The organism is Pseudobythopirellula maris (genome assembly GCF_007859945.1).
Classification (GTDB): Bacteria; Planctomycetota; Planctomycetia; order Pirellulales; family Lacipirellulaceae; genus Pseudobythopirellula; species Pseudobythopirellula maris.
In genome coordinates this window covers 575,795-600,406 of record NZ_SJPQ01000003.1, presented here as the reverse complement: position 1 = coordinate 600,406, position 24,612 = coordinate 575,795, and the positions used below count along the sequence as shown (strand labels likewise).

General features: G+C 63.4%; 14 protein-coding genes. 4 read left to right on the top strand and 10 right to left on the bottom strand.

Annotated elements, in window-relative coordinates; translation table 11 throughout:
- Position 1 precedes the first annotated feature (1 nt).
- The 10 genes from Mal64_RS15140 to Mal64_RS15095 form a co-directional block, all read right to left on the bottom strand.
- The gene (locus Mal64_RS15140; protein WP_146401739.1) at positions 2-1,819 is read right to left on the bottom strand and encodes a hypothetical protein; all 1,818 of its coding nucleotides are present in this window, start codon (positions 1,817-1,819) and stop codon (positions 2-4) included.
- Between the two features lie 91 nt (positions 1,820-1,910).
- Positions 1,911-3,083 carry a DUF1559 family PulG-like putative transporter gene (locus tag Mal64_RS15135; RefSeq protein ID WP_197525830.1) on the bottom strand — a complete coding sequence of 391 codons (1,173 nt, stop codon included), beginning with the start codon at positions 3,081-3,083 and terminating at the stop codon, positions 1,911-1,913.
- 176 nt (positions 3,084-3,259) lie between these two features.
- A complete protein-coding gene (locus tag Mal64_RS15130; RefSeq protein WP_146401735.1) occupies positions 3,260-4,057 on the bottom strand; it encodes a PEP-CTERM sorting domain-containing protein in 798 nt (265 codons plus the stop codon).
- 80 nt (positions 4,058-4,137) lie between these two features.
- The gene (locus Mal64_RS15125) at positions 4,138-6,099 is read right to left on the bottom strand and encodes a hypothetical protein (protein WP_146401733.1); all 1,962 of its coding nucleotides are present in this window, start codon (positions 6,097-6,099) and stop codon (positions 4,138-4,140) included.
- Positions 6,100-6,268: 169 nt separating this feature from the next.
- On the bottom strand, positions 6,269-6,835 hold the full coding sequence (locus Mal64_RS15120; protein ID WP_146401731.1) for a PEP-CTERM sorting domain-containing protein: 567 nt from the start codon (positions 6,833-6,835) through the stop codon (positions 6,269-6,271).
- A gap of 187 nt (positions 6,836-7,022) precedes the next feature.
- Entirely contained in the window at positions 7,023-8,954 is a 1,932-nt protein-coding gene (locus tag Mal64_RS15115) for a PEP-CTERM sorting domain-containing protein (protein ID WP_197525795.1), read from the bottom strand.
- A gap of 800 nt (positions 8,955-9,754) precedes the next feature.
- Positions 9,755-10,960, bottom strand: a complete 1,206-nt coding sequence (locus Mal64_RS15110; RefSeq protein WP_197525794.1) for a DUF1559 family PulG-like putative transporter — start codon at positions 10,958-10,960, stop codon at positions 9,755-9,757.
- Positions 10,961-11,221: 261 nt separating this feature from the next.
- Entirely contained in the window at positions 11,222-12,079 is an 858-nt protein-coding gene (locus Mal64_RS15105) for a hypothetical protein (protein WP_146401725.1), read from the bottom strand.
- Positions 12,080-12,595: 516 nt separating this feature from the next.
- Entirely contained in the window at positions 12,596-13,426 is an 831-nt protein-coding gene (locus tag Mal64_RS15100) for a hypothetical protein (protein WP_146401723.1), read from the bottom strand.
- Positions 13,427-13,790: 364 nt separating this feature from the next.
- On the bottom strand, positions 13,791-14,537 hold the full coding sequence (locus Mal64_RS15095; protein ID WP_146401721.1) for an RNA polymerase sigma factor: 747 nt from the start codon (positions 14,535-14,537) through the stop codon (positions 13,791-13,793).
- Between the two features lie 765 nt (positions 14,538-15,302).
- On the opposite strand from Mal64_RS15095, the gene Mal64_RS20470 reads away from it, so the two are divergent.
- The 4 genes from Mal64_RS20470 to Mal64_RS15075 all read left to right on the top strand — a co-directional run bounded on the left by Mal64_RS20470 (position 15,303) and on the right by Mal64_RS15075 (position 24,568).
- The gene (locus Mal64_RS20470) at positions 15,303-15,809 is read left to right on the top strand and encodes a transposase (protein ID WP_391570433.1); all 507 of its coding nucleotides are present in this window, start codon (positions 15,303-15,305) and stop codon (positions 15,807-15,809) included.
- A 145-nt stretch (positions 15,810-15,954) separates the two neighbouring features.
- Entirely contained in the window at positions 15,955-16,875 is a 921-nt protein-coding gene (locus Mal64_RS15085) for an exosortase/archaeosortase family protein (protein WP_197525793.1), read from the top strand.
- Between the two features lie 59 nt (positions 16,876-16,934).
- Positions 16,935-19,196: a polysaccharide biosynthesis tyrosine autokinase gene (locus Mal64_RS15080; RefSeq protein ID WP_146401715.1), complete on the top strand. Its 2,262-nt coding sequence runs from the start codon at positions 16,935-16,937 to the stop codon at positions 19,194-19,196.
- 74 nt (positions 19,197-19,270) lie between these two features.
- Positions 19,271-24,568: a tetratricopeptide repeat protein gene (locus tag Mal64_RS15075; RefSeq protein ID WP_146401713.1), complete on the top strand. Its 5,298-nt coding sequence runs from the start codon at positions 19,271-19,273 to the stop codon at positions 24,566-24,568.
- The last annotated feature ends 44 nt before the right edge of the window (positions 24,569-24,612 follow it).

The following is a 24,612-nucleotide window of genomic DNA, read 5'->3' as shown; positions in this document are numbered from 1 at the left end:
CTCAAATCGCGCGAGTGTCGTGGCGTAGCGACCGGCCCCTGCGTCGGCGAGCTCCCAACGCCACGCCAACCATGCCGCCGGCGGTGGCGATCGCTCGTGGTTCCGGGACACTCGTAGCCGCTTGCCCCCAGGGGAAATCGACTATCGGTTGGCTCAAGCCAAAGTGGTGTGAGATCAAACTGAACTCGTGCAGCCCGTAGACCGTGCCGTATCCCGCGTGCAGCAGGTCGAGGTCGGGCAGCCCGATGCTGCCGTCGTTGTTGAGGTCTCCCCCGCTCGCCGCCTCCCAGGCCAGGATCGCCTGCACCGCGAGGTGCTTGGGCGAGTCGACGTCGTCGACGTTTTCTTTCAGGCCCCACGAGCCCCATTTGTCCCACTTGCCGTAGTCGTTGAAGAAAACGATGGTCTGCCCGCCTTCTTGCTTCCATCGTTGGTGCATGTACTCGTACAGCTCGCCCATCACCGGGTCGCGGTTCACTTCTTGCAGAAACGCCACGTAGCCGGCGTCGTTGTGCTGGTCGCCGGGGGCGGCCAGCAGGTGCTGACCCGCTTCGTAAGCGATCAGAGGCAAGCCGGCCGCTTCGGCCAGATCGTGGTTGGCTCGCCACTTCGGCGAGTTGGCGTCGACGCCGTCCTTGAGAAGCCGTGCGGCGCTCTCGACGTCCGCTTCTCCCGCCAGATAGCTGGCGTAGAGCGCGTCGCGGTCGGCGCCGAAGTAGGCCGTGACCGCGGCGGCGTCGGCCTGCAACACCCCGCCGACCGTGGCGCCCTCGATCGCCTTCTCGAGCACCCAGGGGTTGCCCGTTTGCCCGCCCAGCACACGCACCAGGCGGTCTTGCTCGTCGATCTCGTCGGCGAACAATTCAAAGATTTCGGCGCTGCGACGGCCGTACGCCGTTGGCGTTGAGTCGACGTCGAAGCGAGCCCGAAGAACGTCACGGGCGTAGGCGTGTTGGTCGAAGGTGGCGTTCCAAACCTCGTTGGAATACTCGACCCACACACGCAAGCCCGTCGCCAACTGCTCATCAACCAACGCGGCGAGCTCTTCGACGTAGGCGTCGCTCGCGGCGTGCGGCACGTTGAGCCACAGGTCTTGCCCCATGGCGTTGCACACCTCGATCTGGGCCTCGTAGGGCACACCGTTGCTTGTGCCCCAGTGCGCGTCGTCGCGGTGAGTTCTATGCGACCAGTCTGATTGCGTGCTGTTGTTCACGCCGTTCCAATCCATCATGCGGAGCACGCCGTAGCTGCGCAAGTCGGCGGCGTATCGCGCGTTGATCGTACTTCCAGAGGGGTTCGGCTCCGGCGCCAGCAGGCTGATGTCGCGCACCGGGTCGGCGGGATTGGTGCGACGGATATCGAGGAACAACCCGTTCGAGTTGGTTTGCGTCACATCGTACGTGGCCGTTTGTGCGATGGGGTCCGACGAGAGCAGCGCCGCGCCGCTGCCGCTGAGCTCGACCTCGCCGTCACCCGACCAACGGAGCCGGTAGGCGCCCAGCGGGTAATGCCGTCCGTTGTGCGTGAAAACCAGGCTGCGGGCGACCTGGTCCGCCGCCAGTTGGCTGGGGTAGCCGTACGCCCCGAGCGGGACCGCCCTGCCGTCGTTCCAGACGTTCGAGCCGGCGGTCGTCGAGATCCACGCAGAGCCCATCTTGGCGGTGTCGACAAAGGGGTACGCGCCCGTCCAATAGCGGTACGGGGCCAGGTTCACCCCGCCGGCGGGCAACCGAAGGTCCGACGCCGCGGTCGGCGAGAGCCCCGCGAGCAGCACGCAAACCAGAACCGCGAGACCGCCTAACGCTAGTTTGGTTTTCAACCGCTCTCCTCTCCTGAAAAAGTTTGCCCCACGCCTTCCATACGCCGCGTCATGGGGAACGCCGCGAGCGATCGATCGGGGTTCGAGCTGTTTACTGGTCTTCTCCGTTGCGAGTGCCCATGGCCCGCCAGACCTGTAAATCGATATTGTCCGTAATCGCTTGATGGTGCCCATCGCCAAACACCACGTTGACGACGCCCGGATGCCAGCTCCTGGCGGATACGACGCCTGGCTCAAACGGCCTGTCGGGTATGTTGAATTGACCGCAATCGGGGAAGGGGGCGTTGGGAGGAGCAACGTGGTTGTACTGCGTTGCGATGTACATTCCGAACGGCCAGCCATTGGAATAGAGGTCGCTATTCTGCTGGAGTTTCACCTCACGGCCCATCGTCGTGAACCAGCTGGCAGCAGTCGCGGCTTGCGTGCGGCAGAACTCTAGCACCTCGTCCGCGGTCAGTCCTCCTACAGAGCCGCCGGGGGTAGAGTAAGATCCCCCACTGGACTGCGGAATCGGGCCGCGAGCGTAGTCGACTTGCGGATCGCCGGCGTTCTCTTCGTTGCCACTGCCCCGGAAGCGTTCCGACCAGAAGGCGGTCTTTGAAACACCGTCGGTGAACCGGCCGTGCTTGAGGCCCTTAAAACCGATCGTGAACGCCCCGTTCCCTCCGCAAGAGCGGCCAAGAGGGTCCTCACCGCTCTCGTTGGTAACCGTATCGGTGGGACTGCAAGTTCCGGCGTAGGGGGTGTCGCCACCAAAGTTGTAGCGGTAGTTGTTTTCGCTCAGCACCGGCCCATTCGCCGTCGGGTCGGTGGGGCAGAGAAAGAACCCACCGGTCGCTTGCAAGATTGCGAATAGTTGGGGAAAGCGATTCACTCGGTAGCCGAAAGGTTCGATCGAATCAATCGCATCGGCCAGCGGGCCATTCTCGAGTTCGTTGAGCACCCGTAGGTGAACCGAGATGCCGCCAATCGTTTGTTGTCCGCCTGGGCGGATGGTGTAGGAAGTAGCGCTATTGCCGTATGGCTGGCCGTTGCGAGTGTAATCGGGGAAGAGCCTTCCAGCCGGAAAGTATCGTCTCGCCGACTCGTAATTGGCGCAAGCAAGCTGCATCTGTCGCATTCGGCTAACGCACTGTGTGCGGCGAGCCGATTCTCGCGCCGACTGAACCGCCGGCAGCAGCAACGCCACGAGGATGCCAATGATCGCGATGACGACCAGCAGTTCGACCAAAGTGAAAGCGAGACGCGGACTCGATGGACGCATGCTTTTTTTCTGACGCTCGCCGATGACGTGCGACGACGCTAGGCCCGCGGCGTGCGAGGCAACGCGGCGTAGCACGAATCGGGGCGAACGGTTGGAGGGGTCGGATCGGTCAAGAAAACGGGCGTTCACGCCGCGTTGGCGTGAACGCCCGCTCGTACTTTCATTCACCCGCGGGCTTACTGCTTGCGGAAGCGAGCGCAGGCGCCCGCCAGCGCGACGAGCGTGAGCCCCAGCGAGGCCGGCTCGGGGACCGCGCTGCCGGCCGAGGCGAGCGGAGCGTAGTTGTCACGCCAGACCGTGAAGTCGGCGGCGTCGATCACGCCGTTCGAGTTGCCGTCGGCGCCGGAGCCCACGGTGACGCTGTTGCCGAAGTCGAGCACCCACTTGTCATAGTCGGCGGTCTCGACAAGGCCGTTGCCGTCGTAGTCGCCAGTGACGGGGGTCCCCCCCTCGACGATCGACGAGAGGCTGAACGTCATGTCGTACAGGTCGATGCCGACGTCGAGGACACGGAAACGGACCTCGGCATCGCCGCTGAGCAGATCGAACCGCAGGTAGGGCTGGTCCGACAGGCCCGAGTAGGTGGTGCCCGGGGTGCCCGTGGCGTAGGACAGACCGATGTCGCCGTTCGGATCGGGCTCGAAAACGCCATCGGTCGAGGACATCCCGAGGGGGGTCAGGAAGCTGAAGGACGGCGTGGTCTGCGAAATGTATTTCGCGCCGCCAAAACTCGGATTGGGCGGGATGATATTGACGCCGTTCGCCACGGAGCCCTCGTCCAGAGCCGTCACGTACACGGCCATGCCGTTGAAGACTTCATCGGTGGACAGATACAAAGAGTACGTGCCGATCGGCCCTTCGGTGGCGTAGATCGAGCTCTCGGCCATCGCGGGGGTCAACGAGGCGAGGCCTTGAACGCTAGCCGCGAGCAACGCCGCCTTCAGAGCCATGCCCGTGATCATTCTTCTTACCATTTTATCTTCCTGTCCAAGATTAAGCTGAGTGGTTGTCGATCCAAGAAAATCAAACCGCGTGCCGCTAACAGGGTGACGAGCTAGAGGCGTCGGGAAGCGGCGGCGGAGCCGCTTGTAATGCCAATCCCTAGCAACAGAAGCAGGGCCAGATCCGGCTCGGGGACGCTCACCGCATTCGAGCTGGCCACGAAGCCAAAGTTCCCCGAAACCGTGCTGTAGTCCCCGATGTCGATCACCGAGTCGCCGTTCATGTCGCCACCCGCCCAGCCGCCGCCCAGACCGAACGACCCCGAAACGGTGCTGATGTCGTAGATGTCGATCTGTTTGTCGAGGTTGAGATCGCCGTACTCGGTCCCCAAGATCGTGTGGACGAGCGTGTCGACGTCTTGCTGGTCGGCGAGCCCGCCGTCCATGTCGAGGTCAAAGAGCGAGTCGCCGCTGCCCAGGTTGGCGTAGAGCGTGTCGATGTCGTCGGCGTCGAGGTCGCCGTCGCTGTCGGTGTCACCGAGCAAGGCGGCGATCACGTCGAAGCTGATGGGGATCTCGATCAAGGCGTTCTCGGCGGATTGGCTGGCGGTGGCCACCGTGATCGTCCCCAGCTTCGCCCCGGCGGTTGACGTGTCCAACGCCACCAGGTGGTTGTTCACGCCCCCCAGGGCGGAGTCGCTGCCCGCGGCCCCGCCGTTGAGATCGCCGGAAACGCTCAGCGTGTACTCGAGCTCGTCCGCTCCGAGGCTGGTGAGCACCGCGGCGGCGTTGCTGACGGCCACGTTGAGATCGAACGCCTGACCGAGCGCGAGCGTCGGAGGGACCGCGCCGGCGATCGCGCTGAGCACGGCCGGCAGCTGGTAGTCGGCGACCACGGGGGAGTGATCGCTAGCCCGCGCCAGCGAGGATCGCACGGCGTTGCGGGTTTGGGTCGAGGTCATGCCGGGGAGCGTTTCCCCCTGGCTGATGATCCAGTCGAGTCCCGTGTTGCTCGAGGAGCTCGCCGCTTGGTTGTAGTTGGTGCCGTTATTGCCGAACGTGTGGTACGACTCGGCGGTCGCCTGCGAATCGCCCGCGTTAGGGCCGATGTAGCTGAGGCCCTCGCCATCGTTCAGTTCGGTAGAGACCATCTGGAAGTCGAACCGGTCGTCCATGCCGCCGGTCACCAGACCGAAGCTGCCGTCGTGGGGACTCTGGGTGTGGATACTGGCGAAGGAGAAGTTGTTGTGCCAGTTGCCCGGGGCCGCGATCGGATCGACCGCCTCGCCGGCGCCGAATCCCGAAGACGGCCCAAGCTGCAGGATCTGGTAGGGATTCGAGGCCCACGCGTACGGGTCGCTGCTGGGCTCCTCGTAGCTCGAGCGCTGATTGAAGTCGCCCGCGTAGATGATGTTGGCGTCGGCGGGCAGGCTGTCGCCGCCGAAGGGGGTTCCCGATGGCCCGCTGTTGGTCTGCCCGTCGCCGGTGATCAGCCGCAGGTCGAACGCCTCGTTGCGACGCTCGACGTAGTCGCCGCCCCCCGTGCCGGCCGTGTGGTGGGTGCTGTAGATGTAGAGCGCGGCATTGGTATAGCCGACCGGGTTCAGGCCGATGCGACCCGTGGCCCGCGAGCTGCCGGTGCCGAACCAATCTTCTAGAAACGGCGTGACGGTCGCCGAGTTGTAAACAAACCCGGCGTCGAGACCGTCGGTGCCAAACGGGTTCTGCGACCAGGCGACATAGTCCGACGTTCCGGAGATGAGGTTCAATTCAGCCGCGAACGAGGCGGCCGACCCGGCGTCGGATTGCTCCTGTAAGATCAGCACGTCGATCGGCTTGGCGATCCCGTTGATCTCTTCGCGTCCGATGAAGTCGAGCACGCGGTTGAAGTCGGTCGAGCGTCCCGCGTAGCCGGGCGAGCTATTGCCGGTCGCCGTGTTGTAGTTGACCACACGCAGTTGGGCCGCGGCGTCGGAGGCGGCGCCGCCCGCCAGCGCGGCGGACACCAACACCGCCAAACGCGCGAGCGCGAACCGCCGCAAGAGATCCGCCCTGTCGCCTCGCATCTTGCTCACCTGATGATTTGTACGGCCGCATGGACCGATAGGGTGGGGGCTCACGCGCGGTGCGTAGGCTCCTCCGCCGATACAAGTGGCCCGCCCCGCTTTCCAGCAAAGCGGGGCGGGCCGATAGCTATCTCGGGCTTGGTGGGTGGGCGACGCCCACGCCACCTCGCCGTCTTAATCAGCGACGACGACGGATCAGGCCCATGCCGCCCAGCAGGCCGCCGAAGACGGCGATCATGGTGGGCTCGGGGATCACCGGGGCGGAGCCGCCGATGTTGACCGAGTCCGTTTCCAGGTCGACGCCGTTGTTCAGCACGCGGAAGAACACGTTGGCGGCGCCGCTGATGAGGTCGAACTGCATGTAAGGCTGAGCCGTCAGCCCAACGAACGTGGTTCCGGGGCTGCCGACGCCGTACGACAGGCCGATGTCGCCGTTCGGATCGGGCTCGAACAGGCCGTCGGTCGAGGGCGAACCGAGCGGGGTGAGGAACGAGAAGGTCGGGACGAACTGCGAGATGTACTTCTGTCCGCCGAACGCCGGGTTGGGGGCGACGATGTTCACTCCGTTCGCCACAACGCCGTCGTCGATGGCGTTGACGTAGACCGCGAAGCCGTTGAACTCCAAGTCGGTGTCCAGGCTCACGGTGTAAGTGCCGGGAGTCGTCTCCAACACAGTCAACGAGGTGGCGGCTTGAGCCGCCGTGGCGAGCGCCATCAAGGCGATCGCGAGACCAAATTTCTTCACAACTATTCTCCGTATGACATAAAAAGTGGACTAGATTTTCGCACGTCTCAGCTCTTGCCCCGCAGGGGGCAGGTCATGGGACTCGGGTGACAGCGGGCGTGACGCCCCGCCCGATCCCTTCAAAATACTCGGTAGAACGAAGGGCCCTGGACCCGATCGCCGTCCAAGGCCCGCTCGTTCTTCACTCTCAGCGACGGCGACGCAGGAGACCCGCGCAACCCATCAGCACCAGCAGCACCGAGGCGGGCTCGGGGACAGCGACGCTCGGAAGGGCCGAGTTGTCGAAGCCGAAGTTGCCCGACACGAGGCTCACGTCGGTGATGTCGATGATCCCGTCGCCGGTGATCTCGCCATCGGCCCAGCCAGCGCCGGTCATGCCGAAGTTGCCCGACACTGTGCTGTAGTCGGTGATGTCGATGATGCCGTCCAGGTTCACGTCGCCGAACTCGGTGCCGAGGATGTCTCGGACGAGCGTCGCGTGGTCCGTGCCGGCAGCGGCGCCCAGGGTCACCAAGTCGTCGCTGGTCAGGTCGAACTCTTCTTCGCTCAGCGAGGTGCCGCCGTTGGAGACCGCCGCAGCGACCAACGCGTCGATGTCGTCGGCGTCAACGTCGCCGTCACCATCCGAATCGCCACGACGGAACATACGGATGCCGTGCTCGATGAAGAAGTGATTGGCGGCGTTGCTCTCCTCGTAAACGATTTCGCCGGTTTCGGTGTTGATGCCGATCACGTCACCAACCACGTCCGGCTGGCCGCCCGAGTCGATGTCGAACAGGAACAGCACCTTGGAGTCCGGGTCGTAGGTGGCGAAACGACCGTCGGTGACGTTCGAGTCGTCATCGCTGCTCAGTCCCGTGCCGCCACCAAACGTATTGGTGAGCGAGCCGAGCGGGCCCTCGAGCTGCGTGGGGGGATCGAGGTCGTCACCGGCGCGATCCGAGCCGACCGGACCGAAGCCATCGACCTCGTCCAGGTCGTCCCAGGCGTCACCGCTCACGAGTGTGACGTTGGTGGCGCCGTAGCTGTCGACGTTCAGGCGGATGAACGCCGGCTCGCCGGCGGGACCGCCGCTGCCGGCCTCGCCACCGGGCACGGTGTCGAAGAAGCCCGAGTCACCGATGATCAGGTTGCCGTTCTCGTCGGCGATCGTGAAGTCGTGGTCGCCGTCGTTCGTGGCGGTGTCGAACTCCGGGTCGTCGTCGAGGCTGCGCGAGTTGCCCAAGCTGTCGATCGTGGTAGCGGTCGCCGGAACGCCGGATCCGGCGCCACCGACCAGCGGGTAGAACGAGAAGTCGTCGCCGCCGCCATCGGTCTCGGCGACCCAGACGCCGCGGACGCCGTTGCGATCAACGCCGACGATGTCCTCGGGCTCACTGAATCCAGTGGCGACGCCGCCCACGAAGTCCATGTTCAGCACGCCGACGCGGTCCGTGCCCCAGCTCTCGGTGGTTTGGGCGTTGTAGCCGCCCAGGATGCTGTCCGAGTCGCTGGCGTCGACGACAGCCGCGCCATTCGACTTGGAGATCCGGCTGATGATTCGCAGCTCGTGATCCTGCGCAGCGGTGTCGCTGCCGTCTTGCTCGTTGTCGACGTAGGCCAGGGTCTGCGGATCGAAGAACAGCAGGTCGCGGTCGAAGAACGAGGTGCCTTGAGTACGGCCGACTTCGCCGATCTTGGTGCTGGCGTCGGCCAGGTTGATCGTCGTGCCGAAGTGATCCGGGTGCTGCGGGTTGATCGCGCCGTCGGGACCGACGGCCGGGGCGTACATCGTGCCCGGCGTCCGCGAGTTGGTTTCGAAGTCGTTGAGGATCAATTGGTAGTCGATCTCGTAGAGATCCAGGTCGCCCTGTGTGTCTCCCGCGCTGTCAACTACGCCCGCGGGGCCCGAGTCGAACGCCATCAGGTAAACGTTGCCATTGAAGGGGTTAACCGCAAACGTGTCCGGGTCCTCGAAGTTCGAGCCGATGCTGTCCTCGTACCCGCCCCAGACCGAGAACAACGGTGTCTGATTGAAAACGTTCGAGGGGTTCGAGGCCCCGTCACCCGTGATGCTCGTGACGTCGTAGAAATTGAGCGAACGGCGGGTTGAGCCGAAATTCTGGGTGCCGTCCAACATCGCAACGATCTTGCGAGGGTTCGGTGCGGCCGCCTTCACCGGCGCCACGCTCGCTAGGACTCCAAGCGCTGCTAGCGCTATTGCCACCTGCTTCATTGCACTTCTCCAAATCTTGTTCTGGTTGCGGGGTAATACGGGGCGATTCGTTTGCCGAATCATAGGGGGCGCCGGATGGGTCGCTGATTCTTGTTCGGGGCGGACTCGGCCCGGCTCAATCGTTTCGTCGCTCAATGCGAAAGGGCTCCGCACGCCTGACCTTCCATAAGCAAATAGGCCGCTGAGGGTTAAGTGCTTACGGCACAGCGATGATTTAGTGCCTCTCGGGGGACTTCTGCGGGCAGCAGTCAAACGAGGGGCGGCGTTTGCGGGATCACCCACGCACATGAGAATTGCCCATTAAAGAGAAACGACGCGTGTGCGCAGCAGCGCATGGGCGTCGTCATATCGAGCGGGGAGCCGCGAGACTCAGATTGGCGGGATCGTAATTCTATATACACATAAAATTAATTAACGCTTGGCGTGCGCACACGCCCGTCGGCAAGGCTCAGGGGTAGCTGCGAGTGAACGGCAGAGAGGCCGTTCCGCTGAAGGCCGCCGATTGAGGGCCAGCGATTGAGGGCCAGCGAACCCGCCCCATTGCGTAAGCAGGCCTTACGGTGTTCGCGGCAGCATGCTCAGCCGCGAGCTCGTAAGAGCGCGAGCTAGCAACCAACCACGCACGGCTGCCAAGCGTGACGCCTAATGTTGCTGTGGCGTTCGCGTCTGCGCCCCGTGTCGGGAGAACGGCATCCCTAGCCGTCTTACTCCATGGGGGGATCCGAGCTGTCACGAGAACCCATTTCTCGCCAGACTGTCAGATCGATGCTGTCGTTGATCGCCTCGGTGTGCCCGTCGCCGAAGCACACGTTCACGACGCCCGGGTGCGAGCTCCTAGCCGACACGATCGCGGCTTCTCCCGGTGTGTCGGGGATGTTGTCCGCACAATCCCAATGCGCCGCGTTGGGGCCCGCAACGTGATTGTAGAGCGTCCCCAGGTAGGTGCCGAAAGGCCACCCGTTGGAGAATTCTCCCCAACCGCTCAATCCCGAGCCGCCGGGCACCCAACGGCCGATGTCGACGATCAGGTCCTTGTCGCTGTAGGTCCCAGCCGTGTCGAGTTCCAAGCATTCGTTGTAGAGCATCTTCGCCACATCCGAGTCGCTAGCGCTCGAGCCACGGTTGCCAATGATGTCGGCTGAGGTCAAGCCACCTGGTGATAAGCTTCCCTTGTTTCTTTCGGCCCAAAATACCGTTTTGGAAAGCCCGTCCGTGAAGCGTCCGGGCTTGAGGCCATTGGCGCTGTAGTCAAACGCCCCGTTGCCGCGACCGTCTAAAACGACTCCCGAGGGGTATTTCAGCGTCACACTGAGAAAATTTGTCGGCGAGACGGACCCGCCCAACGGGGTCGAGCCGCCCATGTTCACACGATAGTTATTCTCGGTGTAGGGCGTGGGGCCGGTGTTTGGATCTGAGGGACAGACGAAAAAACCTTCTGTCTGCGTAAATACTTCTCTCGCAGCGGGATCTTCGAGCTTGGAATTGTAGGACCTGATTTCTTTGATCGCGTCTGCGAACGGTGCGTTGTCGAGGTAGGACAGCGTTCGCACGTGCACTGACTGATAGTTGAGTTGGACTAGGGCCGGGTCGGCTCCTGAGTAGGAGGTGCCTCCTACGCCGCCGGAGTAGGGCAAGCCGGTCGATAGGTCCACGAGATCGGGGAACACCCGAGCCGGTGGGAAGTGACCGGTTGCCGTCTGGTAATTGATTGTGCCAAGCTGAAGCTGACGGATGCGGCTGACACACTGAGTGCGCCGCGCCGACTCACGCGCCGCTTGGATCGCCGGCAGCAGCAGCGCCACCAAGATGCCGATGATCGCGATCACCACCAGGAGCTCGACAAGCGTAAAACCGCTTTCGGAGAAAGTGCTGGGCTTGCCTAGACCCTTGTTCCGCCTCTGAATCCGCATCCGATCGATCCTCATGATTCCTACGGGCGAGCTCCTTCGGTGTCTTGCTGACGCGATGGCCCGGAGGACCGGGTCGCTAGAGGTCGCGTGGCTTGCGTCACGCGGCGCGGCAGACACTATAAGAATAACTTCTCGCGCTTCGCTCGTGTGTCAATCTACTAAACATAAAAAACGGCGGGGGGGCTATTTGCGGATAACCCACCCCGCCGCTTTCATCAAAAATTAACTAATCGACAAGCCGACTAGCAAAATGACCATCGCTCAGCCGTTGCGACGACGACCGATCATACGGGTGGCGATCAGGCCGGCGAACACCAAGCACATCGTCGGCTCGGGAATCACCGGGGCCGAGACGTTGGCCGTCAGTGTCAGGTCGTCGAACGCGAACGCCTCGCCGCCGCCGTTGTTGGCTGCGGCCGTGTAGGTGATCAAGAGCGAGGAGCCCGTACCGCCGATGGCGGCTTCACCGACGGTGCTGAACGTGTTGTCGATAACACGCGTCCCGAGGTCATCACTGATGGTCAGCGGGTCATTGAGGTTGACCGAGGCGCCGCCTTCCATCGTGTAGGTGTGCGATGCGGAGTCGTCCGAGTCGATCGAGAAGAGCGTTCCCGAGCCACCGGCTCCGCCATCGATGGACCAAGTGAAGCTGTGCGCGTTGTCACCTTGTTCGAAGTCGCCCATCGCGCTGAAGACCGCGTTCAGCACAAGATCCGTTAGACCGCTGATGTCGAACTCCCAGGTGGCGCTACCGGTGCCGCCGGGGTTGTCGCCGTTGTCGAGGTCCTCTTCTCCGAAGAAGAAGTCAGTCGCGTCCTTACCATTCGGTCCGCCGAAAGGGACGATTCCAAAGGTGTCGGCCGCGAATTCGTTGGGGTTGCCGATGCCGGTCGCCGAGTCGTCACCGAAGTCGAAGTTGACAGTGCGATTGGTCGGCCCAAACACGTCGAAAATACTTGTGGAGAAGTTGGGCGAGCCGTTGTTCGGACTGATCGACGTCATCCCTGAGCTGCGAACATCCTCCCCGCCATCGAAGTCATCAACTACATAGGTCGCCGCGTTGGCGATGCTCGTAAAACCGATCGCTCCCGCGATGGCCAAAGCAAAAAAACTCTTCATTTCGATCCGACTCCTGAAAAAGAGATACAAAAGATTCAATGGGTACTAGGCCGAGACGGCTCACACCGCAATAACGCTAGGGCAGATCCTGCAGCCGATATTGACGCAGGGTTCACGGCCTAGATTTCATGCACAGAAGCTTCTATCGAGCGAGCCCGCCGCAATTGGATGATGGATGTCAACAGGCGGCCTGTGGCAACCCGTCGCAAATAGCCTGCATGGCCTGCGGCAGCCGCTTAATCGCGCTTACTACCAGATGTGGTCCGCCGTTGACGGGATCCTGACTCTCGGCCGCGATATCGAACCAGCATCGCGTTTGACTTTGCCCGCCCCTGCCTAGCGGCTTTGCGTTCTCGACCGCGTGTAGGCTGCCTGGGTCGAGTTCTAGCGTGCGAGCCATTACTCGCTTGTCGGCATGCTCGATACACCGAGCGAGAAGCGATGAGCGCAAGAGGAACTTGCCCATCGCGGCAAAGCCTGTTTGGCTAGCGCGGGAAGAACGAGAGTTGGCATTTGCTACCGCGATTTACGATCGAAGATCGCGTGGATCGCTTGACGCTGGTTGTCGCTCCAGCTTCGGTGGGCGGCCCGCGGTCGAGGGGGCCAAACGGCGTCGATCACGGCGTAGCGTCTGCGCTGGGTGAAGGCGACCCATACCAGTGTGAAGCCCATCACGAGCACCCACGCCATGTGCGAGGGGGGTTCCGGCACGCGGCGGACCGAAGGGTCGACCAACTCTCCATCAATGACGAGCCGATCGAGCGGGAAAGCGTCGAGATTGAGATCGGCGGCGTGCGGCCCCGCGGTATCGGCGAACGCCCCCGCGGCTGTGAGTCGCAGCTCAACGACTCCGAGAGACAGGGGGGGGAGTTCGCCTATGGTTACTTGCCGGCTCGATCCGGGGCGTACGTCGGCAACCGCGCGATGACGCACCGCGCCGCTGCGGTCGAGCGCTTCGATCGTAAACGATTCGTAGCCGCTGTCTTGCTCGGAGAAGGTGAGAGAGAGATTCGATAGCTGCATCCGCCGGTCCGAATCAGGGTCGAGCGTGATGACGAGCTGATTCTTGGGGCCGGATTGCCCATGGAGCAATAGGCTAGAAAGCGAGGCGTCGCAACCGTCGAAGGGCCGCTCGATCACCCAGCCCTGTGCAGTCGATGCCCCAGGGTATCCTGGGGGGAAGTGCTCGGTTGTCATCGCGTGGGCGTCGGCCGAGTTGGCGTTGCCCGAGTCAGGCAGATTGGTCTGCTGCCTGAGAATCAGCAGCTTCGCTTCGCAGGGGGCGTTGACGCCAACAGCGGCGAACGTGAGTGCGGCCAAAGCGGCGAGGCGACTGAAGGCAGGCATGGCGTACTTCGATACGGAAAAGGCAGGCATGGATTGCGTGCGGAGATGAGGGCCAGCGTGCGACCAGTTGCCTTGAGCCAAAGAGGGCTTGGCCCGATGGCTATTGGGCTTGCGCCACAGACTTTTGGGCCGAAGCCACAAGGTGTAACGCAGCTGGCTGCTGAGGATCATACCCGATTGACGCGAGAGCGACTTGGTTGGTTTCGCCGATTAGTCGAAAAAACTGACTGCATGAAGTGTGTATTAATATCGCATTAAAGTGATCCGCGAGAGATTCCAAAAAACGGCGCCTATTGCCGCATGCCGTGTCAGGTCGGCTCCATAGTCAGGGGAACCAATCCGGCTTAGCCCTCGCTGCTGCCAACTAGTACTCTAAGTGCAGTTGCAGTTTCTCACGGATCCTGTGACGGAGCTGCCAGAAGTTGCTCTTGGTGTACTCGTCTTCCTTGCTCTCTTCGGCGCCCCCCTCCGGGACGAGCACCTCGTTAAAGAACTTGCGTTCAGCGGGGGTGAGTTCGCACAGGAACTCGTCGAGCCGAGCCCACAGGTGATGCTCTTCACAATCGATCCTAGGCCGCGCGGAGCCGACGGTGAGCTCACGCTGCTTGCGGCGCCCTTCGGAGCGGAAGTGGCGCTTCAGTTCGTCACGCGCGATTAGTCTCAAGAACGTGATGAACCGCGCGCCGCGCTGTGGATCGTAGCGATCAAGCAACGCGCCGTCGTTCTCCGCCAAGGCGCACCAGACACGCGAGGCGACTTCTTCGACAAGCTCTTCTCCCGTGCTGCCCCTAAGCATCGCTGCGATCGACCTCAGCAGAACGCTGTGAAACTGGTCGTAGAGCGTCTGCCAGGCGTCGATGTCACCGCGGACACAGCGGTCGATCATCTCCCGGTCGATTAGGCATAAATCACTGTGCCGCGTGGTGCTGAGGCTGTTGGCAGGGGAAGGGCTGGCGGTGCGAAGCGGCCAGTTGCTGCTGGGCAGGGGGGCCTGCTTGTAGTGACGCTCGTTGACCTCCTCTAGCAGTTCATGCTCGTGGTGCTTCCCGCTCGATTCATGGGGCGATAGCCGCTCTTCCTCACGCTCGATAACCAACACGTTTTCTGGCACGTCTGTCCTCGTCCCGTTGCTGACAAAGCCGGGGGCGTACTCGCCCCATTACCGACGGGATGATTGTGGACGGTTGCCATCGCTTGTGGGTTAGGTTTGCGTTAACAAGCCAATAAGATTCTTGCGCGAGCACAGGGCTTCTCACCTTACAGGGTGGGAGGGTAGTCGTGCGCTCTCTTCGACTCGCCCTGAGGTTTGCCAGGGACGGGGCTCGCGAAAGCTGCTGACAACTATTCTTGACGATTGCGGGTAACTCTCGGCGAGTTCTTGGGCTTCTCCCCCTTTTGTCGAGTCTTTGCTGCTGCCGCACTGCCCCCAGCCTGGGCGAGCGAGACCATGCATACGCTTTAGCTGTGGTTGGATGCGAGATACCGCTAAACAAATTCATCGCAACTTCATCATGCGCATCGGATGAAATGAGCGAGAGGCTGGATGCGATCGCTCGCCGTCTTGCGGCACGAGAGCTTCGGGGTTTGATGAACGCGTCTGCTTTGGGCCTAGAGAAAAAAATAGCAGTGACACGTTCGGTGGCTCATATACACACAAAACTCACCGAAGCAACACCAGCTATTCGCGGAACGTTAATGAGGCGGTGGTAGCTTGTCTCTCGTTGAACGGCCACGATGGCGAGACGCCGTCGTGCGGCCATATTGTCAGGCGCTTCGCAAACGACGGGTGCGGTAGGAGGCTGAGTTGCAGAAGAAGACGACGGAAGAGGGGTTGGCGAACAACAGAAAAGCGAGACCCGATGACCCGCGGCTACCGGTGGATTGCACGGCTCCGCTGGAGAACCGCCATTGGGCGCAGGTGTCGAAGCACATGCCGGAATCCTCCGCCCGATCGCGTGGCAGACCCAGCACGCCCGACCGCGATTGCTTCGAGGCGTTTCTTTGGTTGCTAGCCGGGAGCCAGCGTGAATGGGAGTGCTTGCCTAAGGGCATGCCCTCACGGGCCGCGTGCACCAAGCGTCTGGAACACTGGCGTCGGCTCACGAGTTGGGAGTCGATCATGCAGACCTATCTCCGTAGCCTCGACGACCAAACCTTGATGGTGCTCACTTCGGTGCTGAGCAAAGCTCTTGAGGCCGCCGTCGGCTCCCGACAGTTGCAGATCAGACGTCGCACCGCCTCGGCCCTGTGCCGCGTGCGTAAAGAAACGTTGGGTTGGGGGATTGAAGAAGTACGCCGACGCTCCAAGCAGGGCCGTTCCGACGCCCCAATCACGAGAGTTGACCCCGGAGCCTCGGGGGATGAGGCAGACCCGACCTCTTAACCGTCCCGATCGATCGGCGTTGACCATGCGGAGCGTCGCTCTGCCATCCCCAAGACAAGAACGGACCCGTCCGCCCGCGCCACCCGTCCCACCCCCTCCCGCACGGCGCCGACCCACCTTCCTTGCCTCCGATCCGAGCAATTGTATGAACAGAGATACGTCTGGTGAGCACGCGTTCAATCCCTTGCGGCCGGTGACACTAGCGATCTGCGCTGTCTTCGCTATCGCGTTTGGGTGGGCCTACTGGCCGACGATGACGGAGCTGATGGAGGCGTGGCGAACGCAGCCCGACTACTCACACGGTTTCATGGTCTTCCCCGTGGCTTTGTACTTGCTGTGGGTGAGGAGGGATCAGTACCCCGGCGCGGACCTGTCGTTCCACTGGGGGGGCGTGGCTTTGATTGCGGCCAGCCTCGTGCTCCGTTTTGTCAGCGCCTTGCTCTTTATCCCCGACCTGGACGGCTGGTCGATACCGTTGTGGGCGGCGGGGGTGGTTTGGCTGATCTGCGGCCGCCGCGTTGCGCTGTGGGCGGCCCCCGCCATCGGTTTTCTGATCTTCATGGCTCCGCTCCCCTACAAGGTTGAGCGGTGGATGAGCCTCCCGCTGCAAAACGTATCGACGGGTCTTAGCACGTGGGGGTTGCAGCTGTTCGGTCAGCCAGCCTTGGCCGAGGGGAACGTCATCATGATCGGCGACTCTCCTTTGTTCGTTGAGGAGGCGTGCGCCGGCATGCGGATATTCGTGGGCATCGTCGCCCTGGCGTACGCCTGCGTCGTGATGGCGCGTCGCCCCTTGTGGCAGAACGTGGCGATCGCGCTGGCGACCTTGCCGATCGCCATCATCGCGAACGCCACACGGATTATTGTCACCGCCACGATCGTTCACTGGTCCGGGGAGTCTTCCGACGAGGTGTACAAGTTCGTGCACGACTGGGCCGGTATCGTGATGATCCCTTACGCGGCCGGGCTGTTCGCCTTGTTCCTGGCCTACTTGTCGAATCTGCTCCGCTACATCGAGACCGTGGAGGTCGCCACGTTGACGCGTCGCCGCAAGACCGCTCACTGAACCTGCGCGGCCCTCGCTCTGCTCGCAGCAAGCGTTACCAGGCTTTATAGGCAAATCGCATGAACAAAATGATCACTCCACCGACGCAAGATCTGACGGGCGCCGCCATACCCGCGCCGATGGTCATCGACGCCGAAGGCGATGATCAATCGCACTCGGCCCTGTCGGGCCAGGCGATCGTCGGCGCCGTGCGCCGCTGGTGGGTCGTCGCCACGCCGGTCGGGCTGTTCCTATCGGTGGCTGCGGTTGTGGCGATCTGCTTGATGTCGCAACCGGTCTACCGCGCCTCGGCTTGGTTGAAGATCAAGGCCGAGTCGCCGTACGTGGTGTTCAAGGACGAAGAGACCGCCCTCGACGCCAAGCGGTTCGTCGAGACGCAGGTCGAGCTGATTCGCAGCCCGATGGTGGTGGCCCCCCTGCTCGGCGACCCGGCCATCGCGCAGCTCGAGATACTGCGCGGCGAGCTCGACCCGATAGGCATGCTGGGCGAGTTGGTGCATGTCTTCCAACGGGGCGACTCGGAGCTTTTCCGATTGTCGATGGAGAGCACCGATCCGCAGGCCGCCAAGGACGTGATCAACGCCCTCGCCCGCAGCTACCTCGATTTCCGCTCCAAGCAAGAGAGCGAAACCAAGCGGCGGGTCATCGCTCTGCTCCAGCAGCAGAAAGAGAAGTATTTCGAAGACATCAAGCGTTTGCGGGGCAACCTCGTGACGGTCGCCGACCAAGCGACTAAGAACGATCCTTATGGCGGCCTGATGTCGGGCGGGGGGGGCGTCAGCCCGCTGGTCGAGGACAGCGTGCGCCGATTGATCGAGATCGACCTCGCCCGCGTGTCGCTCACCGCCGAAAGAGAGAACCTCAAGCAAGACACCCCCAATCACGCCGCCGATTACGCCGCCGCCGAGGCCGCCGTCGTGGAGCTCATCGGCCGGGACGAGCAGTTGCGAGCCTGGCGCGAGCAGCAAATGCTGATGGAAAGCCGGGTCGAATCCTACCGTCAGACCATGCGACGCCCGGAGCAATCACGTGAGTACCGCGATCTGAACGCCGGCTTACAGGATATCGTGTCCGCGATGGCAGGACGCGTCGAGATGCTGCGTTCTCAGGTGATGTCGGAGTCGATCGGTAGCATGAAACCGAGCGGCCCGAGCGAGGAAAGCGAGGCGATCGACCTGCGGCTCGCGGCGCTTGACCTGCAGGAAGACTACCTGAGAAAGTCTCTTGAGGCCGAGCAACGCAAGCGGCGAGACAACGCCGGCGGCCTGCTGGAGGTCGAGTTCATGCGCGCCGAGCTGACTCTCGCCGAAGAGATGCAGCAAGAGGTCGCCAGCCGGATCACACGCATGCAGGTGGAGTCGCAGGCGATCGACCGGGTAGAGCTCTTGCGTGAGGGCGAGATCGAACAGACCCCGGTTGTGGGCATGCCCTGGAAGAAAATGGCGGCCGCCGCCCTCGGTTGTTGGTTCCTACCGTTCGCCGTCGCGTTGATCGCCGAGCGTTCGCTCCGCCGGGTGTGCGACGTTCGCTCACTCGAGGCGCACGCCAACGCCCCGGTGCTTTGTGAGATCGCCCGCCTGCCGTCGCGCCCCAACTCAAGCGGGCGCCGGTCCGAGTACCGTCTCGAGCAGGCATTGCGCGTTTTCGAGGAGAGCACCAACGTGCTCGCCACCACGATCCGTTGGGCCGACGGGTTCAAGGGCATCCGCGTCGTTAGTGTGATGAGCGCGATGAAGAACGAGGGCAAGACTAGCCTCTCCTCGCAGTTGTCAATCTGCCTCGCCGAGGCGGGCGGCAAGACACTCTTGATCGATGGCGACCTGCGATCGCCTGACATCCACTCCGCCTTCGACATCGACCCCAGCCCTGGCCTCGGCGATGTGTTGGACGGTCACGCGTCTCTGCAGCAAACGGTCGTCGCGGCGGAGCAGCCCGGCCTGTGGGTGCTCCCCGCCGGCAAGGCGGTCAGCACCCCGCACAGGAAGCTGTCTTGGCTGCAGGAGCGAGTGCTCGCGGCGGCCCGAGAAGATTACGACTATGTCGTGATCGACACACCGCCCCTGCTGGTTGCGAGCGAAGCGCTGATGCTGGCGCGGGCGGCGGACGCCTCGATCCTCTGCGCGATGCGCGACAAGAGCCGGGGCGAGCAGGTCCGCGAGGCGGGCCAGCGGCTCCAGGCCGCCGGCGTTCGGTTGGCGGGGGTCGTGCTGAACGGCGTGCCCGCCAAGCAGTACGCCACCCGCTACGGGCAGCCTTACGGCGACGAAGGTGCGGAGCCGGTAGGCGCCGAATCCTATGCAGCGAATGAGACATCTGTTTAACACGCTCCAACCGGGGCGCCTTCGCCCCAGGACTGTTGGGCAACACTTTGGAACACAGCTAGCGAGATTGTTGGATGGCAGATTCTGTGCTGAGAACCAAGCGGCAAGAGTCCGGCAACGCCGCCAAACCGCAAGGCGATCAAACCCAGACGGGCCGCAAGGATTCCTCGCGGGCTCGGCAGGGCCGTATGGTGCTCAACACCCGTCAGGTTGTCGTGACGGTAGTCCTGATTGTCGTCGGAATGCCTTTGCTGCACCTGCTGCATGGGTACCAGGTGCATCGCACCGCCGATGCCTTTCTCCGGCGTGCGGCCGAATTGGAGCGTGAGGGCAACCATCGTCTCGCCGCCGAATACGTCGACCGTTATCGCAGGCTCCGCCCGCAGGAGACTGAAGTGGTTATCGAACTGGCCCGGGCGTACGACCGCTCCGCCGATAGCCCCAGCGCTAAGAACCGCGCGACGCAGTACTACTACCAGGCCCTCGGCGTGGCGGGCGAGCGACCCGAGCTCAAGCTCGCCTTGAACCTGCGGCTGGCCGAGCTATTGCTCGAGGCCTCGAGAGTTGACAACGCGTTGCTCGCCAAGTCCGCCGAGGAGTCCGCCCGGCTGTCCGCCGGCAGCGCATCGCCCGAAGTCGCACGCCGGGCCTGGCGTGTGATCGCGTTGTCGCAGTACTTGCAAACCACGACGGGCGGCGTGCCGGCCGCGCTGCCCGACGCCGAGGGCACGATCGGCGCGGAGGCCGCCGGCATGTCGGTGGGCGAGTGCTTGGTCCGGGCCTTCGAGCTCCAGCCCCATGACCTCCAGCTTGCCTCGCTGATCGCCAACGACGTCAACCGCATGCCGGATCGCTACAAGACTCTCTTGGGCCCGGAGCATGGGGCCGACGAGGAGCCGCAGTTGGCGCAAGAGGCCGACCATGTGATCGAGACATTCATCCGAACCCGTCGGGAGAGACTCGCCGAGACGCTCACTCGCATCGGCGCCGCCGGAGTTTTGCCCGCGGGGCCGGACCTGAGTGAAGCCTACGAGAGCACCCTCGCGGCGATCCAGACTCCGGGCGACGGAACGACGCAGCTCAGCCGGGGAGCCAAGCTCTGCCTCGCCGAACGGGCGGCTGAAGAGTTTCGCTCGGGGGCGTCGAGTTGGTTAAGGTCCGCGGCCTTGGAGGCGTTTCCCCAGGGAGCCGATTCCATGCGGGCCCCCTTAGCCGTGGACCCACTGGACGACGACCTCGCAACGGAGCTCGCAGACTGGCTGATCGCAGAGGACGACGAAGCGATCGAACGCTTGTTGGCGGCGCCGCTTATGGCTCTCAACCAAGAGTACGGCGAAGCGTTGGTCGCTGAGTACGACTATCGATTGCGTAACGACCTGCCGGTGGCGTCGGAGAAACTCTTGGCCGCGGTCGCGCATCTGCCTGACGCCCCCCCCACGCTCTTGGCCGCCGGGCATTACTTCACCAAGCAGGCCCAATCCGCAAAGGCCCAAGCCGCGCAGAGCCAGCAGGCTCAATCGCACCCGACCACCGATCATTCTGTCGGCGCCCCTCAAGGGGTCGGCAGCCCGGGGGCTGGCAAGGAGTTTGCCACCCAGGCCGAGCGGTTGCTGCGTCACGCGATGGAAGAGGCCCCTCGAGACGAGCGTCCCTTTATTTTGTTAGGGGAGCTGATGCTCACGTGCCCCGACCTGTTCGCCACGCAAGGCACGGGCCGGGTGATCGTAGCCGAAGAGGCTGCTTTCCAGGCGGGGGCAGACCGTTCGGTCCTGCTGCACTTCGAGGGAGAAGACAACGATGTGCTTGTTGAATCGACCGACGAAGACCGCCCGATCCGCTACGTGGTGTTGGAGCGAGGGGCGGGCCAGGCGACGGCGCGATTCGACGCATCGCGCAACACCATCCGTGTGCAAACGCCGCGCGATGGGATGCTGGCCAATGATCTAGTTGAGTTGCTCAGAACAATCGATTCGCTGTCCGTCTCTCACGACGGTTCGATCGATCACGCCGTTGCGATTTGGCGTGCTGGACTAAGGGCCACGCAGGGCAAGTCTCTGAGGATCTCTTTGCTGCTGGCCGAGACCTGGGCGTCGCGTCAGCAGACGGCCGCGGCGGAGTCGGCGCTGGCCGATTTCGACCAAGCTCTCGAATCGGCCCGGTCGTTTAGTTCGACGCCCGCGGACGTCGCAGAGCTCGTCAACCGCCGGACGATGCTCGAGGCGCAGATCGCTCTGAAAAGCGATCACAACGGCACGGGGGTTCAAAAACTTGAAGCCATGCTGGTCGACGCCAACGCGAAAGGAGACGCCGCGGCGCTTCGCAAGGTGTGGTTGGCTCTGACCGACGCCTACTCGGCAGGTAGCAATTGGGGCAAAGCCGCCAAGGCGGCCGAAGAGGCCGCGGTGCTCACTCCGAACGACGCGTCCTACCGGACCCGCGCCGGGTTGCTCTGGGCCCGAGCGGGCAACTACCAGCGTTCGGCGGGTCAGTACCGCCGGGCGCAAGACATCGAAGACAACGCGGAGGCGCGCCTCGCGTTGTCTCGCGTGCTCTTCGAGCAGCAGCACGCGAAGCCCAATCGTGACCGCGATTGGACGGAGTTCGATCTCGCGTTCGAATCACTGCGTGAGTCGGCCAAGCAGGGAGAGCTCGAAGATCCTTGGCGGTACGAGTTGCTGTACGTCGATTCGATGCTGGAGAAAGCGGGCGACGACCGTGGTCAGGAAGTAGTGGAGCGGATTCTCAGCGGGCTGCGGGGCGTGGAGAAACGCAACGCCGATTCGGTAGCCCTGCTGAGGCGGCTCACCTTCGTGTACGAAGACCTCGGCGCCACTGCCGACACGGACCGAGCGATCGAACTGTGGGGCAAGGCTTCGGAAGAGCCCGTCGGGACGATCGCCGTGGCGCTCCGACACGCCGAGGTGCTCCAGGCGCGCGACCAGGGCGAAGCGGCCCGCAAGGTGCTGCAAATCGCCATCGCCTCGTCGCCGGCCCGGCACGCCCAGCCGCTCAAGAACGCCTTGATGCGGGTCGAAATGCTCAGCGGCGAAACGGGCCTCGTCAGGGATCGCTTGCTCCAAGACTACGACAAAGACCCCGCCAACGCCGAAACGCTGGTCAAGCTAACGCGACTCGCCATGGCCGCCAAGCAGCAGGAGGAGGCCGATCGTTGGTTCGGTGAGCTGAAGAAGCTGCTCGGCGAGGGCGACGCGAGAGTCCTCTACGTTGAGGCCGAGCGTTTGCTTTCCCAGGGGGAAAAGCTGAGCGAGGAAGAATTGGGCCGGGCCAAGGGGCTGCTCGAGAGCGCGTTGGCCGACCGCCCGTTGTGGAACGCTCCCCGCTGGATGCTGGTGCAGCTGGCCATGCGAAACGGTGACCACGACTCGGCGGTCGCCGATTGCGAGAAGCTCCTCGCCTCGGGCGCCCGCTCCTTGCCGGTGTACGAGATCCTCACTGCGCTCCGTTGCCGTCGGGGCGAGTTCGACAAAGCCGAGCGTTTGCTCGTCGAGGCCAAGTCGCTCGGCTTCGAATCGGAGAAACTCGGCACGATCCAAACGCTCGTCGCCGCGGGTGTGGGCAACGTCGATGAGGCGATCGCCCGATCGAGGGCCGCCGCGATGGCGGCTCCCGACGACGCGAGCCTTTGTCACCAGTACGGGCAACTCCTGGCGGCCTCGCAAGACCGCTCCGAGAAGGTGTTGGCCGTGAAGGCTTTCCAACGATGCATCCGACTCGATCCTGAGGGGTTGGAGCATTGGTGCGCGCTAGTAGTGCAGCACGCGCGTCTGGGGGCGGTGGAGAAGGCCCGCGAGGCCATTGAGCAGTTGCAGGAAAATTTGGCCCCGGGAACACCGGGCTTAGCGGAAAGCCTCTCGCGCAGCTTCGAGGTGATCGGCGACCTGGGGGCGGCCGAAGAGCAGTGTCGCATCGCCCTAGAGGCGGAGCCCGACGACATGGCCGTGCGGCTGCGTTTGGCCAGCTTGGTCGGCCGCCACGACCTCGCCGAGGCCGAGTCGATCGCCCGTGAGGTGCTGGCCGAGGCGCCGGAGTACGGCCCCGCGAGGCGTTTCCTAGCGGCCTTGCTAGGCTCGCTGGACGACACGGCCTCGGTCGACGAAGCGATGTCGTTGCTCCAGGGAGCCGAGGAGTCGTCAGCCGACGAGGTCCGTCTCAAGGCACAGCTGCTGGTCAAGCGCGGCGGCGACGAGCGGCGTCGGGAGGCGCGGCAGGCGATCGAGTCGATCGCCGCTTCCGACGGAGAGATGTCCAGCTCGGACCGCCTGGCCCTCGCGTCGCTCTACGAGTCCGAGGGGCGCTTCAACGACGCGAGGCGCGAGTACCTGGCGCTCGTCGAGCGGTCCCGCCCGCAAATCAAGCACCTGAGTCTGTACGCGAAGATGTTGGTGAGACGGCAAGATTACCAGGAAGCCGAATCGGTGCTCGAACGCCTGGAGGAGCTCTCGCCGCTCGCGCCAGAGACAGCCGAGACGACGGTTTTCTCTATGACTTCAAGGGGCAAGCGGCGTGAGGCGGCGGACTATCTCAACGGGTTCGTCGAACGCGTCAAAGAATCGGAGGGGGTCAACACACACGCCTTGGCGAAATGGGCCGCCGACCTCTGCACGGTGCTCCGGCTGCACGCCGCCGCCGAGCCTTACTTCCGCGAGTTGCACCGGCTCGACCCCGCCTCGTACGAAGGCTTGGCGCTCTGCCTCTCGCAACAGCAGAAGGTCGACGAAGCCGTCGACCTCTGCCTGGAATCCGTGGGGGAGGGGACGCCCCAGGGCGCCATCGCCCTTTGCGCCGTTCTGCAGACTGGCAAGGCGAGCGTGGAGCATTACCAGCGGGTGCGACCCTATCTGAACGAGGCCGAGAGGCGGTTCCCCGACAGCACGAAGCTGCACCTGATGCTGGCGAACATGCGCCTCGTGCTCGGCGATCAGGACGAGGCGATCCGCTTGTACCGCAAAACGATTCAGATCGACCCGCAGAACCTGCTGGCGCTCAATAACTTGGCCTCGATGCTGTCGGAGCACGACGAATCCAGGGCCGAATCCATCGAGCTGGTTGACCGCGCCCTCGAGGCGGCTGACGCCCAGGGGGCCAGCCCCGCGGTCGAGGCGTTGTTGGCCGACACCAAAGGGTCGGCGCTCTTGTACCGAGGCCAGCACGATCAGGCGCTCGAGCTATTCCGTCACGCCACCACGCTCGGCCCCCGAGAAGCCGTTTACCAGTTGCACCTTGCGGCGGCTTTCCAGCGGAAAGACGACCTCCAATCGGCGAGGCTCGCGTTCGAGTCCGCCCAACGCATGGGGGTCGAAGGGCTCGTGCTGTCGCAGGCCGACCGCGAGCTCATCCGACAGTTGCAGTAGCTGTTGCTGCGAGTCTCCAAGAATCACCCAGCACAACTTAACAT